The organism is Campylobacter sp. RM12651, assembly GCF_022369475.1.
In the GTDB taxonomy this organism is placed as follows: domain Bacteria; phylum Campylobacterota; class Campylobacteria; order Campylobacterales; family Campylobacteraceae; genus Campylobacter_E.
Genome location: NZ_CP059600.1, coordinates 1,495,086 through 1,510,491, shown reverse-complemented (window position 1 = coordinate 1,510,491; position 15,406 = coordinate 1,495,086). Strand labels below are relative to the sequence as shown.

Annotated in this window: 16 protein-coding genes; 14 read left to right on the top strand and 2 right to left on the bottom strand. The window is 27.0% G+C overall.

Going from position 1 to position 15,406, the window contains the following annotated elements:
• Positions 1 to 49 precede the first annotated feature (49 nt).
• From prfB to gltS, 10 genes are all read left to right on the top strand, one after another.
• Complete coding sequence (gene prfB / locus AVBRAN_RS07460; protein ID WP_239802950.1) at positions 50 to 1,156, top strand: peptide chain release factor 2; 1,107 nt, start codon at positions 50 to 52, stop codon at positions 1,154 to 1,156.
• 27 nt (positions 1,157 to 1,183) lie between these two features.
• Complete coding sequence (locus tag AVBRAN_RS07455; protein ID WP_239802949.1) at positions 1,184 to 1,651, top strand: TM2 domain-containing protein; 468 nt, start codon at positions 1,184 to 1,186, stop codon at positions 1,649 to 1,651.
• Positions 1,648 to 2,448, top strand: coding sequence for a DnaJ domain-containing protein (locus tag AVBRAN_RS11065; RefSeq protein WP_275591982.1), 801 nt, complete (start codon positions 1,648 to 1,650; stop codon positions 2,446 to 2,448). The genes AVBRAN_RS07455 and AVBRAN_RS11065 overlap by 4 nt, the downstream gene beginning before the upstream one ends.
• A gap of 9 nt (positions 2,449 to 2,457) precedes the next feature.
• Complete coding sequence (locus AVBRAN_RS07440; protein WP_214119891.1) at positions 2,458 to 3,369, top strand: SDR family NAD(P)-dependent oxidoreductase; 912 nt, start codon at positions 2,458 to 2,460, stop codon at positions 3,367 to 3,369.
• Positions 3,369 to 4,367, top strand: a complete 999-nt coding sequence (citC, locus tag AVBRAN_RS07435; RefSeq protein ID WP_239802948.1) for a [citrate (pro-3S)-lyase] ligase — start codon at positions 3,369 to 3,371, stop codon at positions 4,365 to 4,367. Before AVBRAN_RS07440 ends, citC begins: the two co-directional genes overlap by 1 nt.
• Positions 4,368 to 4,423: 56 nt before the next feature.
• A complete protein-coding gene (gene citD / locus AVBRAN_RS07430; protein WP_239802947.1) occupies positions 4,424 to 4,714 on the top strand; it encodes a citrate lyase acyl carrier protein in 291 nt (96 codons plus the stop codon).
• The gene (locus AVBRAN_RS07425; protein WP_239802946.1) at positions 4,708 to 5,598 is read left to right on the top strand and encodes an aldolase/citrate lyase family protein; all 891 of its coding nucleotides are present in this window, start codon (positions 4,708 to 4,710) and stop codon (positions 5,596 to 5,598) included. The genes citD and AVBRAN_RS07425 overlap by 7 nt, the downstream gene beginning before the upstream one ends.
• A gap of 2 nt (positions 5,599 to 5,600) precedes the next feature.
• The gene (citF, locus tag AVBRAN_RS07420; RefSeq protein ID WP_214118076.1) at positions 5,601 to 7,145 is read left to right on the top strand and encodes a citrate lyase subunit alpha; all 1,545 of its coding nucleotides are present in this window, start codon (positions 5,601 to 5,603) and stop codon (positions 7,143 to 7,145) included.
• Between the two features lie 113 nt (positions 7,146 to 7,258).
• Positions 7,259 to 8,131 carry a formimidoylglutamase gene (locus AVBRAN_RS07415; protein WP_239802945.1) on the top strand — a complete coding sequence of 291 codons (873 nt, stop codon included), beginning with the start codon at positions 7,259 to 7,261 and terminating at the stop codon, positions 8,129 to 8,131.
• Positions 8,128 to 9,318, top strand: a complete 1,191-nt coding sequence (gene gltS, locus AVBRAN_RS07410; RefSeq protein ID WP_239802944.1) for a sodium/glutamate symporter — start codon at positions 8,128 to 8,130, stop codon at positions 9,316 to 9,318. Before AVBRAN_RS07415 ends, gltS begins: the two co-directional genes overlap by 4 nt.
• A 23-nt stretch (positions 9,319 to 9,341) precedes the next feature.
• Here gltS and AVBRAN_RS07405 read toward each other — a convergent pair whose 3' ends face one another.
• Positions 9,342 to 9,701: a cupin domain-containing protein gene (locus tag AVBRAN_RS07405; RefSeq protein ID WP_239802943.1), complete on the bottom strand. Its 360-nt coding sequence runs from the start codon at positions 9,699 to 9,701 to the stop codon at positions 9,342 to 9,344.
• Between the two features lie 57 nt (positions 9,702 to 9,758).
• Entirely contained in the window at positions 9,759 to 10,181 is a 423-nt protein-coding gene (locus AVBRAN_RS07400; RefSeq protein ID WP_214118064.1) for a MarR family transcriptional regulator, read from the bottom strand.
• A 105-nt stretch (positions 10,182 to 10,286) separates the two neighbouring features.
• Here AVBRAN_RS07400 and AVBRAN_RS07395 point away from each other — a divergent pair, with 105 nt between their 5' ends.
• The 4 genes from AVBRAN_RS07395 (at position 10,287) to AVBRAN_RS07380 (ending at position 15,251) form a co-directional block, all read left to right on the top strand.
• Positions 10,287 to 11,210, top strand: coding sequence for a hypothetical protein (locus tag AVBRAN_RS07395; protein WP_239802942.1), 924 nt, complete (start codon positions 10,287 to 10,289; stop codon positions 11,208 to 11,210).
• Between the two features lie 68 nt (positions 11,211 to 11,278).
• Complete coding sequence (gene bla, locus AVBRAN_RS07390) at positions 11,279 to 12,136, top strand: metallo-beta-lactamase (RefSeq protein ID WP_239802941.1); 858 nt, start codon at positions 11,279 to 11,281, stop codon at positions 12,134 to 12,136.
• A 30-nt stretch (positions 12,137 to 12,166) separates the two neighbouring features.
• Entirely contained in the window at positions 12,167 to 12,589 is a 423-nt protein-coding gene (locus AVBRAN_RS07385) for a MarR family winged helix-turn-helix transcriptional regulator (RefSeq protein ID WP_239802940.1), read from the top strand.
• A 712-nt stretch (positions 12,590 to 13,301) separates the two neighbouring features.
• Positions 13,302 to 15,251: a BCCT family transporter gene (locus AVBRAN_RS07380; protein WP_239802939.1), complete on the top strand. Its 1,950-nt coding sequence runs from the start codon at positions 13,302 to 13,304 to the stop codon at positions 15,249 to 15,251.
• The last annotated feature ends 155 nt before the right edge of the window (positions 15,252 to 15,406 follow it).

Sequence of the window (15,406 nt, the reverse complement as noted above, 5' to 3'; positions counted from 1 at the left end):
ATAAATTTTAGCTAAGATTTGCCTTTAAAATACAACTACGGAGCAAAATTTGGATAATTATGAATTTAGTGAATTATTAAAAGAATTACAAATAAAACTTGACAATATAGAAAAAATAATCAAACCAAACGAGGCAAAAGAAAGAATAAAAGAAATAGAAAAAGAGCAAGAAGACCCAGCATTATGGGCTGATGCAAAAAGAGCAGCCGAGCTTGGTAAAGAAAAAACTAAATTAAATCAATTAGTATCAAAATATGAAATTGCAAATAGTGAATTAGTAGGCACTAGCGAGTTGTTTGAACTTGCGGTGAAAGAAAATGATTATGAGACTTTAGAAGCTTTATTTATAGATAGTCCTAATTTAGAAGAAACTATTAAAAGTCTTGAAATATCAATGCTTTTAAGTGGGGAAAATGATACTAAAAACGCAATTATTAATATTCACCCAGGAGCAGGTGGAACGGAGAGTAATGATTGGGCGAGTATTGTTTATAGAATGTATTTGAGATTTTGTGAAAGAGAAGGCTTTAAAGTTGAAACACTAGATTATCAAGAAGGCGATGAAGCAGGGATAAAAGATGTTAGCTTTGTTGCTCGTGGGCTTAATGCTTATGGGTATTTTAAGGCTGAACACGGGGTTCATAGACTTGTAAGAATTAGCCCATTTGATAGCAATGCAAGACGCCATACGAGTTTTTGTAGCGTAATCGTTGCACCTGAAATTGATGATGATATAGAAATTGAAATTGAAGAAAAAGATATAAGAATTGATTATTATAGAGCAAGTGGTGCAGGTGGTCAGCATGTAAATAAGACAGAAAGTGCGGTAAGAATTACTCATATTCCAACAGGAATTGTAGTGCAATGCCAAAACGATAGAAGTCAGCATAAAAACAAAGCCACAGCTTATAAAATGCTTCGTTCAAGATTATATGAACTTGAAATGGAGAAATTAAACGATGGAAAAGATACGGGAGGAGTTGGCGAAAATAGTTTCGGGCATCAAATTCGCTCATATGTTTTAGCTCCTTATCAGCAAGTAAAAGACGCTAGAAGCAATGAGGCATTTAGCCAAGTTGATGCGATACTTGATGGCGATATTAAAAAAATGATAGAAGGTGTATTAATTGCTCAAAAGGATAGTAGCGAAGATTGATTATTGTGATAAACATAAAGGATTATCGTGGATACAGCCCAAAAACTATTTTTAAATAACAAAATTAAAGATATCAATTTGCTTAGCTTAGAAGATAAGCAAATTGATATAAATAAGCTTAGTGAAATAAAACTAAAAGAACCAAAAATAGGACTAATATTAGGGATATTTTTTGGTATTTTAGGAGCTGATAGATTTTATAAAGGAGATGGATTTTTAGGATTTATTAAGTTTATTTTGTTTTTTATTTCTCATTTTTGTTTATTATTTGTTTTACATATTCCACTTGCAATGCTTTTTTATTCTGGACCTGATGCACCGCCACCTCCATTTATTTTGCAATCAAAAATATATTTAAATATAGTTGCTTTTTCTTTTATTTTAATATGGTTTATATTTATTATTTGGGTTATATTAGATTGGTTTTTAGTCTATCGTGGGATAAAAAAGGATAATTTTCAAAAGATTTTAAGTGTTATAAAGGAAGAAAATTGAATATATTTTTATTATTAATAATAATTTTAGCAATTATAGGATTTATTACAGGTAAGGGTATTATTAGAACCATAATATCATTTTTTGCGATAATATTAGGGACTATTTTAACGGCGATTTTAGGGCTTATTGGAGCAATTTTATTACCTTTATTTTTTAAAGGAAATATTTTAAATAATCAATTTACTAAAATGAAAGGCGGATATGCTGAATACCTAGTCGCACTTATTGCAAAAATAGCTAAACTTGATGGAGTAATTTCGCCTAAAGAAGCTGAATTTATAAAATTAATACTAGATAATAATTCTTATAATTTAGTTGAGCGTGAGAGATTAAAAAAGGTTTTTAAAGAAGCTAAAGAAAATCCAGAAAATTATAGAATAGTTGCACAAGAGCTTAAAAATAATTTTATTTTAAGCAAAAATGAAAAGCTTAATATTATGCAAAGTTTGCTTTATTGTGCGAGTATTGATGGCTTTAGTGAAAAAAAGATTTTTGCGTTAAAAGAAATTGCAGAGATTTTTGGCGTTACACAAGAATTTGCACAATTTATAAATTTTGGTAACAATAACAAACAAAATAATAATAAAATTAAAAAAGACCCTTATGAGGTTTTAGAATTAAGTCCTAATGCTAGTTTAGTTGAAGTAAAAGCAGCATATAGAAGACTTGCTAAAAAATATCATCCTGATGTGTTAAACACAAAAAATCTTAGCGAAAGCGAGCTAAGAGCAGGGATAGAGAAATTTCATGAGATTAATGAAGCTTATGAGATTTTAAAACAAAAATTAAGTTAAGGAAGTAAAGTGGTAGTTTTAATAACAGGTGTTGCAGGATATATTGGCTCAGCCACTGCATCTGGATTTTTAGAAGCTGGGCATAAGGTAATTGGAATTGATAATTTAAGTGGTAAAAATAAAAAAGCTATAAAAAATATAAAAAAATATTATGAAGTTGATTTTTATGAAGTTGATATTTCAAATAGCGAAGCTTTAGAAGATGTAATGTCAAGATTTAAAATTGATATGGTATTTCATTTTGCAGCAACTAGCAATGAGAATTTTAGTAAAAAAGATAATCTAACTTTTTATGAAAACAATATCATAAATCTTTTTAAATTATTAAAAGCTATGAAAAAATTTAAAGTTAAGACTTTAATATATCCATCAAGTATATTTGCTAATGTAGGATTGGAAAATACCTGTGATGCTTATGTTAAGACAAAAATCTTAGCTGAAAATATGATACAAGATTATGCTAGAAGCAATCCTGATTTTTCTTATGCAATTTTAAGATATTGCAATATTGCAGGATATTATTCTAAGATATTTTTAGGAGAATTTGAACATTATTCAATTATTAAAAATATCACAAGAATTGCTTGCGGTAAGTCTGAATTAGGTCGTGATTTTAACTATGATGAGAATTATCATTTCGCACATATTGATGATATTGTTAATATTAATTTAAAAGTAGCTAGCGAGCTTTATACAACCAAAGAAAATATATGCACTACAATAGCTAGCAAAGAAAGTATAAGTGTAGAAAATCTAATTAAATTAGTAGAAAAGTTAAGCAAAAAAGAAATAGATATAACAATAGCTTTAAAAAATGACCATTGCGATAAAATTAAGTCTTGTAATTTATTAAAATATGAATTAGAGTATTCAATAGAAGATATTTGCAAAAATCAATTAGAACACGAAGCTAGGTTTTAATGTTTAGATATTTATTATTAGCTTATGAAAGAGAAAAATTAGAATTATTTTTAAAAAGATTTGATTTAAAATGCGATGAAGATATAGAATATGCTTTAGTTTATGAAGAAAATGAAGAGATTAAAGCAAGTGCTTGTATAAGCGGTAATATTGTAAAGTGTATAGCAATTGATAAATCTTTACAAGGTAATAATTTTAGTGCTACTTTACTAACTCAAATTGCAGATAAATTAAGAGAATTAAATATAAATGAATATTTTATATTTACAAAGCCTTGTAATGTAAAAGTATTTGAGAGTTTAGGGCTTTATTTATTATGTCTTACAAAAGATGTTGCGTTATTTGAAAACACAAAATTAAATTATGAAAATTATAAATTTGAACTAGCTAAACATTATAAAAAAGCAAAAAAAATTGGCTCAATTGTAATGAATTTAAATCCTATGAGTAAAGGGCATTTATATTTAATTCAAAAAGCCTTAAAACACTGCGAAATCTTGCATATATTTATTTTAAGCGAAGATTTAAGTATGTTTAATACAAAAGCAAGGCTTGAGATTGTAAGAAATGAATTAAAAGATTATAAAAATATAATAATTCACGAAAGTAAAAATTATATTATTTCAAAAGCTACTTTTCCTACATATTTTTTAAAGGATAATGCCAATGTTAATGAGATTTATTCAAGGCTTGATATTACATTATTTGCTACAAAAATAGCACCTATTTTAGGGATAAATATGAGATTTTTTGGGACAGAACCAAAAGATAAAATAACAAAAGATTACAACCAAAAAGCAAAAGAAATTTTAAAAGAATTTAAAATCAAATTCTATGAAATCAGTAGAGCTAGAATGAATAAAAAAGTAATAAGTGCAAGTAGGATTAGAAAAATTATTTTAAATGATAAGGATTATTTAAATAATAAGGAGTTAAAATCCCTTTGTGCTAATTCAACTTATGAGTATTTAAAAAACAATTTAATAACTAAAAATTAAGTTATCTTTGTAATAATAAAAGAAAACTTAAAAAATTTAATTAATTAGGAGATTTGATGATTACAACTATTGCAAGTGCTGGTTCATTAGAATCAGGCGATGTTTTAATTAGTGTAAGTCCTGCTAATGTGGGAAGGAAAATTGAATTAAATTCTAGTGTTTATAAACAATTTGGAGAACAAATATTAGCTAGCGTTAATGAAGTATTAGATGAATATGATATTAAAAATGTAACAATAAAAATAGAAGATAAAGGAGCGCTTGATTTAGTAATTCGTGCAAGACTTAAAACTGCTATTTTTAGAGCTAGTTTAAAAGATTATGATTGGGAGAGTGAATTATGCTAAATAAAGATAGACTTAGAAGAAGTATGATGTTCTTGCCCGGAAATGCACCTGCAAAATTAATAGACGCACATATTTATGGAAGTGATTCTATTATGATTGACTTAGAAGATGCAGTAAGTATTTCAGCAAAAGATGCGGCTAGAATGCTAACTTATGAAACTCTTAAAAAGATTAATTATGGTTCAACTGAAGTTGTTGTAAGAATAAATGCTTTAAATTCTCCTTACGGAAGAGATGATGTAATAGCTATGGTTAGTGCTGGAGTTGATGTTATAAGACTTCCAAAGACTGATAATGCAAACGAAGTTAAAGAAGTAGATGAATTAATAAGCGAAGTTGAGCATAAATTAAATCGTCCTAAAAAAACTTTAATTCTAGCAGCAATTGAGAGTGCTACTGGGGTTATTAATGCTTGTGAGATTGCAAAGGCAAGTGATAGATTAATGGGGATTGCTCTTGGAGCTGAAGATTATGTAACGAATTTAAAAACAACTAGAAGCAAACACGCAATGGAGCTTTATTATGCAAGAGAGCAGATAATTCACGCAGCAAGAAGCAATAATTTATATTGTTTTGACACCGTTTTTTCAAATATAAAAGATAAAGTTTCATTTGCTGAAGAAGTGCAATTTATAAAAGACTTAGGTTTTGATGGCAAATCAGTAGTTCATCCAAGTCAAATCAAAATAGTTCATGATATTTATACTCCAAAAGAAAAAGAAATAATAGATGCTTTAAAAGTAGTAAATGCAGCTAAAGAAGCTGAAAAAAATAGCATAGGTGTAATTGCAGTTGATGGCAAAATGGTAGATGGTCCAATTATTATTAGAGCTTTAAGAGTGCTTGAATTAGCTAAAGCTAGTGGTCTTTATAAAGGAGAATGATTATGTATAAAGTAAATGCAGTTAATAGAAAAATACCTAATAAAATTGCTAATTATAAAGATGTAGTTGTATATAGTGGAGAATTAAAACAACCAAAAGAGCGTAAAATCGGTGCAGCTATTAGAGTTGGCAAAAAAGAAGATAAATTAGTCTCAAGTATAAAAGACGCTATTATAAAATCAGGCTTAAAAGATGGTATGACAATAAGTTTTCATCACCATTTTAGAAGTGGAGATTATATTTTAAATCTAGTTTTAGAAGAAATAAGCAAGCTAGGTATTAAAAATCTTTGCGTAGCAGCAAGTTCTCTTTCAACTTGCCATAAACCTTTAATTGAGCATATTAAAAATGGTGTTGTAACAAGTCTTCAAACAAGTGGTCTAAGAGAGCCATTGGGTTCTTTTATTAGTAATGGCGGATTAAAAACTCCTGTAATTATTAGAAGTCATGGTGGTCGTGCTAGAGCTATTGAAGATGGCTCACTTAAAATTGATGTAGCATTTATTGGTGCTCCAAGTTGTGATAAATTTGGTAATCTTAATGGTTATACAGGCAAATCTGCGTGTGGTAGTTTAGGTTATGCTAAGGTTGATGCTATGTATGCTAATAAAGTTATTGCAATTACTGATAATTTAGTAGATGGAATAAATCTTCCTGCTAGTATTGACCAAACTATGGTGGATTTTGTTTGTGAGATTGAGAGTATTGGCGATCCAAAAGGTATAGTATCAGGTGCAATTCGTTTTAATGATAATCCAAGAGATATTTTAATAGCTGAAAATGCTTTAAAATGTATATTAGCATCAGGTTTATTTAAAAATGGCTTTAGTTTCCAAACAGGAGCTGCGGGCGCTTCTTTAGCTGTAACTAAGCTTTTAAAAGAAGAGATGATTAAGCATAATATCACTGCTAGTTTAGGTGTTGGTGGTATCACTGCTGCCTTAGTTGATTTGCATGAAAATGGTTTAATGGATGCGCTTTTTGATACTCAAAGTTTTGATTTAGATGCTGTTAGTTCACTTGCAAAAAATCCAAAACATTATGAAATATCAGCATCTTTTTATGCAAATCCAAATCTAGTTACTCCAGCGGTAAATCAATTAGATTTTGTAATGTTAGGAGCACTTGAGATTGATACGAATTTCAATGTAAATGTAATTACTACTTCAACAGGTGTTATTAATCAAGCAATAGGCGGACACCAAGATACTGCTGAAGGTGCAAAAATTGCAATGATTTTAGCACCATTAATTCGTGCTAGAATTCCAATTGTAGTTGATAATGTAAGCACGATTTGCACCCCAGGAGCAAATGTTGATGTGGTTTGCACTGATTACGGAATTGCAGTAAATCCTAAAAGAACTGATTTAATAGAGAATTTCACAAAAGCAGGTATTAAATTATATACGATTGAAGAACTAAAAGAAATGGCGGAAAAAATCACAGGCAAACCAGCTAGTATTAAATTTGGCGATGAGGTAGTAGGCGTTGTAGAATATCGTGATGGCAGCGTTTTAGATGTGATTTATAAATCTTTACAAAATTAGGAATTTATTTCCTAATTTTATTACCAAATTACACATATTAAACTCAATTTTTAAGTATTTCTTGTTTATTTAATTAAAACAACTTAAAGTATAAGATATTTAAGGAGAGTTTTATGTGGATTGGAAGAAATGATGGCGAAGAAAGTATTCATAACAGAGTTTTTAAATGTTTAAATACTTCATCTTCAAATAAATTAATAGGATTTTGTTCTAGTTTAGGTGTAGATAGAAATCACGGAAGAGTTGGTAGCGAATTAGCACCGAATATTATTAGAAAAAATATGGCAAATTTTGCTGTATTTGATGATTTTAGCTTTGATGATTTAGGTAATATTGATAATTTTAAAAGCCTAGAAGAAGCTGATGATTTATTATACGATAAGCTTAATTTAGTATTAAAAAATCAAGATTATTGCGTTATTTTAGGTGGTGGTCACGAAACTTCTTTGGCTGGAATTAAGGCTTTATTAGATAATAAACAAAATGTAGGTGTTATTAATTTTGACGCACATTTTGATGTGAGAATTCAACCCCAACACACTTCAGGCAATTCGTTTTATGAAGCTTATAAATACGCAAAATCAAATAATTATTTTTATAAATATTTATGTATTGGGGCAAATGCTTTATCAAATACTCAAGCTTTATTTAATACTATGCAAGATATGAATGCTAAATATGTTTTAGATAAAGACTTTGATAATTCAGCAAAAATTGTAAAAGAATTTATATTAGATTGCGATGTTTTATATCTTAGTATTGATATTGATGTGTTTTCTTTAAGTTATGCACCAGGTGTTAGTGCTCCTGCTGTTTATGGTATTAGTTTGCAACAAATTTTACCGATACTAAAAATTATTTTAGATAGTAAAAAAGTTGCTTTAGCTGATATTTGCGAGTTTAATCCAAAATATGATATAGATAATCATACTGCTAAATTAAGCGCTTATTTAGCTTATATTTTATTAAGAAAGGCTGTTATATGAGTTTTGATAGTTTGAGCGTATTGGCAATTAGCATTGGTGTTTTATTGTTTGGAATGTTTTTAAAAACTAAAATCAATTTTTTAGAAAAATTTTGTATCCCAGCTCCTGTTGTTGGTGGATTTTTGGTAAGTATTTTAGTATGGTTTTTAACCTTTATAGATATTAATATTGAATTTGATAAGTCATTGCAAACTCCTTTTATGGTTGTATTTTTTAGTGTTGTAGGGCTTAGCGGAAGTGCTAGATTATTAAAAGTTGGTGGTAAATTGCTTTTAATATATTTAGCGTGTTGCTGGGCAATGGCTATTATGCAAAATGCTATTGGAATTACTATGATGAATGCTTTTGGGCTAAATAGTTTATATGGAATTTTAAGTGGGGCTGTTGCTTTAGAAGGAGGACACGGAAATGCTATTGCTTTTGGTGGTATGGTGGAAGATTTAAGTGGTCTTAGCAATGCTAAAGTAGTAGCAATTGCAGCGGCTACTTTTGGTTTAATAAGCGGCTCTTTACTCGGTGGGCCTTTATGTAGATATTTAATACTTAAATATAAATTAGAGATAAAAACAAACGAAGATATACAAGATATTGACCCGCTAAAGCACAATATTCATCACGCAAGTTATCAAGAATTTTTAAAATCTTTATTTTTAATACTTTGTATTATGTGCATTGGATTTTATATAAGTTCATTATTTACAAAACTTAGTGGCTATTCTTTGCCAAGCTATGTGGGTGCTATGTTAATAGCAATGCTAATTAGAAATATAAATGATGTCTTTAATATATTTAAACTAAATCAATACACAATAGATACTATTAGTGAGCTTAGCTTAGGAATATTTTTAACTATGGCTATGATGAGTTTAAAAATCAATGAATTAAGCGTGGTTGCTATGCCTTTATTGATTACGCTTTTTGTTCAAGTTGTTGTTTTAGTATTGTTTGCAATATTTGTTGTGTTTAGATTGTGTGGGAAAAACTATGATAGTGCTATTATGTGTGCTGGATTAATGGGGCATGGCTTGGGTGCTACTCCTAATGCGGTTGCAAATATGAATGCTGCTTGCAATAGATATTCTTTATTCTCAAAACCTGCGTTTTTGATAGTTCCTTTGTGTGGTTCTGTTTTGATAGATATTGTGGCTATTCCTTTGAATACTTATTTGATTAATATATTTGCTTAACTTAGGATTGCTCCTAAGTTAAATTACTCTACTACGCCATCGCTAAAAGTGTATTGGGTTAGAGAATTTTCTTTTGCTTGAATACAGATATAATTTAGTTTAGTTTTTGCAAAAATCTGTCTTTTTACACTAGGTGCAACTCTAATTATATCTCCTGTTTTAATTAAAATTAGTTCATTATCTAACTTTATTTCCCCATTACCATCTAAGACAATATAAACTTCTTCGTTTTCTTTATGATGATGAACAAAAGGCACATTAGTATTTGCTTCCATTGTGTTAATACTTATTTCACAAGATGTAAATCCTAAAGCTTCTTTTAAATCAATTCTTTGAATATTTTTAAATTCTCCTAGACTTTTTACACTAAATCCATTACTCATTTTGACTCCTTTTTAGTTTGATAACGAACTATTTTTGCATAAAAAGTTAAATATATTTTAATTTTTTATGTTATTTAGCATTTTTTCTAATAATTCTTCTAAAAATAACTCTTCTGCTTTTGAAAAGTTTTTAAGTAATTTTTCAAAAACTATATTTGATACTTCTTCAAATATTGGTTTTAAATCTAAAGTTTTTTGAGTTGCTTTTATTAAATACATTCTACTATCGTTACTACTTTGGCTTTTTGTGATATATCCATTTTGTTCTAATTTGTCTATTAAAGAGCTAATTGTAGCCTTGCTTCTATGTATTTTTTGTGCTATTTGAACCATACAATATTCTTTTTCATCAAATAATATATTTAAAATATCAGCGTGAGAAAAGGATAAATCAAATTCTACTCTTTTGCTAAGTTCTTTTAAAATCAATTCATTTGATAGTTCTTTTATTCTTCCCATTAAAAATAAGCTTGAGTTCATATTTTGTCCTTATAATTTTTTTTATTATATAAAAATATTAAAAAATTTATTGAATTTTTTAAAAAGTAAAAGATATTTTTGCTAAATTTAAAAAAAGGAGTAAAAATGTCTGATAAATTTTTTAAAAAATTTAGAATTTGTTTTGCTAGGAATACTAAAAGATTAATGTTAAATTACAAAATAGAATTTAAAAGGCTTTATTTTAATTATTTTAAATTATTAAAACTCGCCAATATATTTGTAAAAACTATGAGATTTTCTTTAGTTTTAATAACTTTTGTTTCTGTAATAGCTTATACAAAATATTATTTATTTGAAGTTGGGTATTTGCCTAGATTTGATTTTAATTTATTACTTACATTTGGATATGTGTGTTTTGTTTATTCTATTTTTATTGGGATTATTCCTTATGTTATGATTGAATTTGTTGTGCTTTTAGCTTGTAAAAGAAAAAAGTCAAATAAATTTGGCTTTAAAATTCTTAATTTTTTGTATGAAAGAGTATTTTTATTATTTGTAATTATAGTAATTATCATAATTGAATTAGTATTTTTAAGTTTAGTTCAAATATATCAAAACGAAAATGTAACTTTTCCAACGATAAATCATTGTTTAAATGTTATGATGGCTATATTTATTACTTTATGTTTTTTTGCATATTTTTTTAAAAGATTTAGTTTGATTATAAAAATTATTTGGATAATTTGCTCTATTTGGTATTTTTTTAGTCTTGATATTAAAGTTGTTAAATTAGCCAATATTGGTGGGTTTAGAACTGATATTGTGGTTAGTAAAAATAGTTTATATATGAGTTATTTTATAAATTATAAAAAGCTAGATATTAATGATTGTGATATTAAAAAAGGGGAGAAAAATATCTGTAAATTAAGCGATGGAAATTATGTATTAAAAGATGTATTGATTTTATCTAGCTTAAGTGATGTTGTTTATATAGAGCTTAATTTAAATAATAAAGCCCAAACGCTAGACTTTAAACAAAGCGAAATAGAAATAATTAATAGGTTTTAAGTTTGTTATTAATTTTTATGGTGTAAATTTAATACGCATACATATTAATTTTTAAAGAAAGGTCTAGTATGAAAAGATTTGCAACGATTTTATTTTGTGCATTTAGTATTTTAGGTGCTAATTTATTAGCTAATGATGACACGCCTCCTAAGGAGCTTTTACAATTATTACACGACCATACTCCATTAAAGCCTACTAAGGTTTTTGATGATGTTTATTGTCTTGGGACAAAAAGCGTTGTAGCATACGCAATAACAACTAGCGAAGGCATAATTTTAATTGATGCTATGTGGGATAATGATGATGCAAAAGTGATTGAAAATGGGTTAAAAGCTTATAATTTAGACCCAAAAGATGTAAAAATTGTCTTAATTACTCATGGACATGGCGATCATTATGGTGGGGCTAAGTATTTTCAAGATAAATATAACGCAAAAGTTATGATGAGTGCTATTGATAAGGATTTTATGTATTCATACAACGAAGGCCCAAATGACCCAAAATATCCTAAGCCAACGATTAATCATTTACTAAAAGATAAAGAAATAATAAAGCTCGGTAATAAAGAAATCAAAACTTTCTTAACCCCAGGGCATACCATAGGAACTACTTCAATTATCTTTGAAAGCTCGTTTAATGGTAAGAAATTTAATGTATTTTTATGGGGCGGTAATGGAATTTCAAAAGATAAAAATCTACAAATTGCTTATGATAAATCTTTAGATGAGTTTAAAAAAGAGCTTGATAAAAACAATGTAGTAGCAAAGCTAGAATCACATTTATTTAGAAATAATGGATATGAAAAATTAGAAAACATTTATAATAATAATTTCAAAACCCATCCATATATCATAGGAAAAGAAGGCATAGATGCTTGGTATAAAGAATACAAAGGACATATAAAAGCAAAATTAGATAACAATTAATAGTTAAAATAGCAGTTGCAAGGAGATAATATGAATATAGGTATTAAAATCTGTGCGACTGCTAGGATTATTTATCAGCATTTACATAAATCATTTTTAGACTTAGACATTACACCTGAACAATGGATAGTCTTAAATGCTTTATGTAAAAGCCCAAAAATCTCACAAAAAGAGCTTTCAGAACTTACCCAAAAAGACCAAAACACAATAAAAGCAATAGTTGATAAGCTTGTTTTAAAAGACTTAGTTATTAGAAAAACTAATCAAAATGATAAAAGAGCCTTTATTTTAAGTCCTACAAAAAAAGCCAAAGAATTAGCACTAATTTGCACCAAAATAGACAATATTATGTTAGATAAAATTCTAAGTGTTTTTAAAGATGAAAATGAGCTTGATTATTTTATAAATAAGCTAGATAATATACAAAAGAGTATTGAAAATGAAAGAAATTAAAGAGATTTTGCTAAATATATTTTTATTGAATTTTCATATAGATTTATCTAAAAAACTTTATTTTAAATTCCTATCTTTACTAGGTATATTTTTTGTTTTTTTATATATTATTTGAATATGTTTTTCAAATTTTAAATATATCTTTTGTATTTATTTTTCTTTATATTCTAGGCATTAGCTTGGTTTATAGGGTTAAGAAAGTATATAAAAATATTTTATTGATTTTATTTTTATCTTATCCTTTTATAAATTATTATTTATTAAAAAGTGAAGTTTTATTTTTAGGGTTTAATTTTATATTTTTATTGTTGTTTTTATTTATAATGATTTTTGCAAATCTTAATACTAATATAAACACTAATACAAGTCAAAAATCTTTACTTATTAAGTTATTTATATTAGCTATTTTAATTCTAAATATGCTGATATATAAATCTTTTTTAAAATCTTATAATATTTTAATTTTAGATTTTTTAAGTGTATTTGCATATTATAATTTTTATTTTTTATTATTATCTTTTATAATTATTACATATATATTTATAAAAAATTTATTAAAAATTATATAATTTTTTTTGAAGAAATTGATATAAAAAATTTTTTAGGTTAATGGCTAATTTTTCTTTTATATAGACAAATTATGTAATTATCATCTAAATCTTGCAAATCTCATTAACTAAGCCTTGTTAGACTGAAAACGCAAGGAGAAAATATGAAGATAAAAACGAGTTTTTTACCCGCTGTGTTTGTTCCAAGCATAGTATTTATTGTAATTTTAGTTTTACTAAGTATATTTTTACCAGAATTTACAAGTAGTATTTTAAATAATATTAAAACTTCAGTTTTTACTAATTTTTCTTGGTTTTTTATACTTAGTGTTAGTTTTTTTGTAGGATTTATGGTCTTATTAGCTTTATCTAAATTTGGAGATATAAAATTAGGTAAAGATGATGATGAGCCTAGTTTTAGTTTTTTTTCGTGGCTTTCTATGTTGTTTGCTACTGGAATGGGTGTTGGGCTTATGTATTTTGGTGTGGCTGAGCCTATAATCCATAAAAAATCATTAAATATAGATGATAAAGAAGCTTTAATTCATACTCTATTTCACTGGGGAATTCATCCTTGGGCTATTTATGGGGTTTGTGCTTTAGCTATGGCTTATTTTGGTTTTCGTTATAAAATGCCTTTAACTTTAAGAAGTGCTTTTTATCCTTTTTTAAAAGATAAAATTTATGGATTTTGGGGCAATGTTATTGATATTTTGGCATTAATTGTAACCGTTTTTGGAATTAGCACAACACTTGGATATTCTGCAAGTTCTTTAAATGCAGGACTTGTTAATATTGCTTGGCTTAGTGATATTTCATTTAGCGAACAAGCAATTATTATATTAATAGTTGTTAGTTTATCTACTATTTCAGCTATTAGTGGAGTTAATAAAGGGCTTAAAATATTAAGCGAGATTAATTTGCTTTTAGCATTTTTACTAATGATTTTTGTATTAGTTAGTGGTGATTTGGTTGAGCTATTATCTGATTTTAGTTCTAATTTAGGGCTGTATTTTTCAAATATAGTTGAGTTTAGTTTTAAAACCTATACATATAATAAAGATTATATTAGCTGGTTTAATTCTTGGACTATTTTTTATTGGGCTTGGTGGCTTAGTTGGGCGCCTTTTGTTGGCTTTTTTATAGCAAAGATTTCTCGTGGTAGAACTATTAGAGAATTTATATTTGGAGTTTTGATTGTTCCTACTTCTTTTAATGTTTTATGGTTTAGTGTATTTGGAAATTCTGCTTTAAAATATAATGAAATTTTAAGTAATTTTTCTCAAAGTTCTGAAAAATTATTATTTGAGTTTTTAAATCTTTTACCATTTTCACAAATTAGCACTATTTTAGCTCTAGTAGTTTTAGTTTTATTTTTTATAACTTCCGCTGATAGTGGGATATTTGTTTTAAATTCTTTAGCAAGTGGTGGTAAAGAAAAACCTTATAAATGGCAAAGTATTTTATGGGGCATTAGTTTAATTGCTATTGCAATATCTTTATCGTATTCTGGTGGTCTTGATACTATTTTAAGCGTTACTATGATAGTCGCACTTCCGTTTGCTTTAATGCTTGTAATTATGTGTGCATCACTACTTAAAGGCTTAATAGTTGATAGTAGATATTTTAATACAAGAGTTAGTAAGGCTAGTGTTTATTGGAGTGGGGATTTTTGGGAGCAAAGGCTTGATTTAATCTTAAAACAATCTCAAATAAAAGATATGCAAGAGTTTTTAAACGAGCTTGTAAAACCTGCTATGCAAAAGATTTGCAATAAATTAAGTGAGCGTGGATTAAAAGCACTAATAAAAGAAGAAAAAAATAAAATTAGTTTAGTGATTAAAAAAGACTTATCAAAAGATTTTATTTACGGGGTAAAAATAGAAAAACACGAAGTAAATAAAACCTTATTAGATGATGAGAATTTGCCTAATTTATCAAAGGAATTTGAATATAGACCTATAACATTTTTTGGCGATGATAGACTAGGTTATGATATAAAATATTTAAATGAAAAAGAAATAATAGTAGATATTTTAAAGCATTACGAAAGGTATTTAAATCTTTTAGATGATAGCTCAAATGAAATATTTACAATGGGTTATAGAAAATAACTTTTACAGAATTTGAAATACTTATTTCAAATTCTTTTTTTAAAAATACTAAAGTGTTACTTTTTTTCACATTCTCGTAAAAAAATTATAATTTTTTTTGAATATACAAAAATAATTAATATTCCTTGATAAGATATTTCAAAATCATTTAAAAA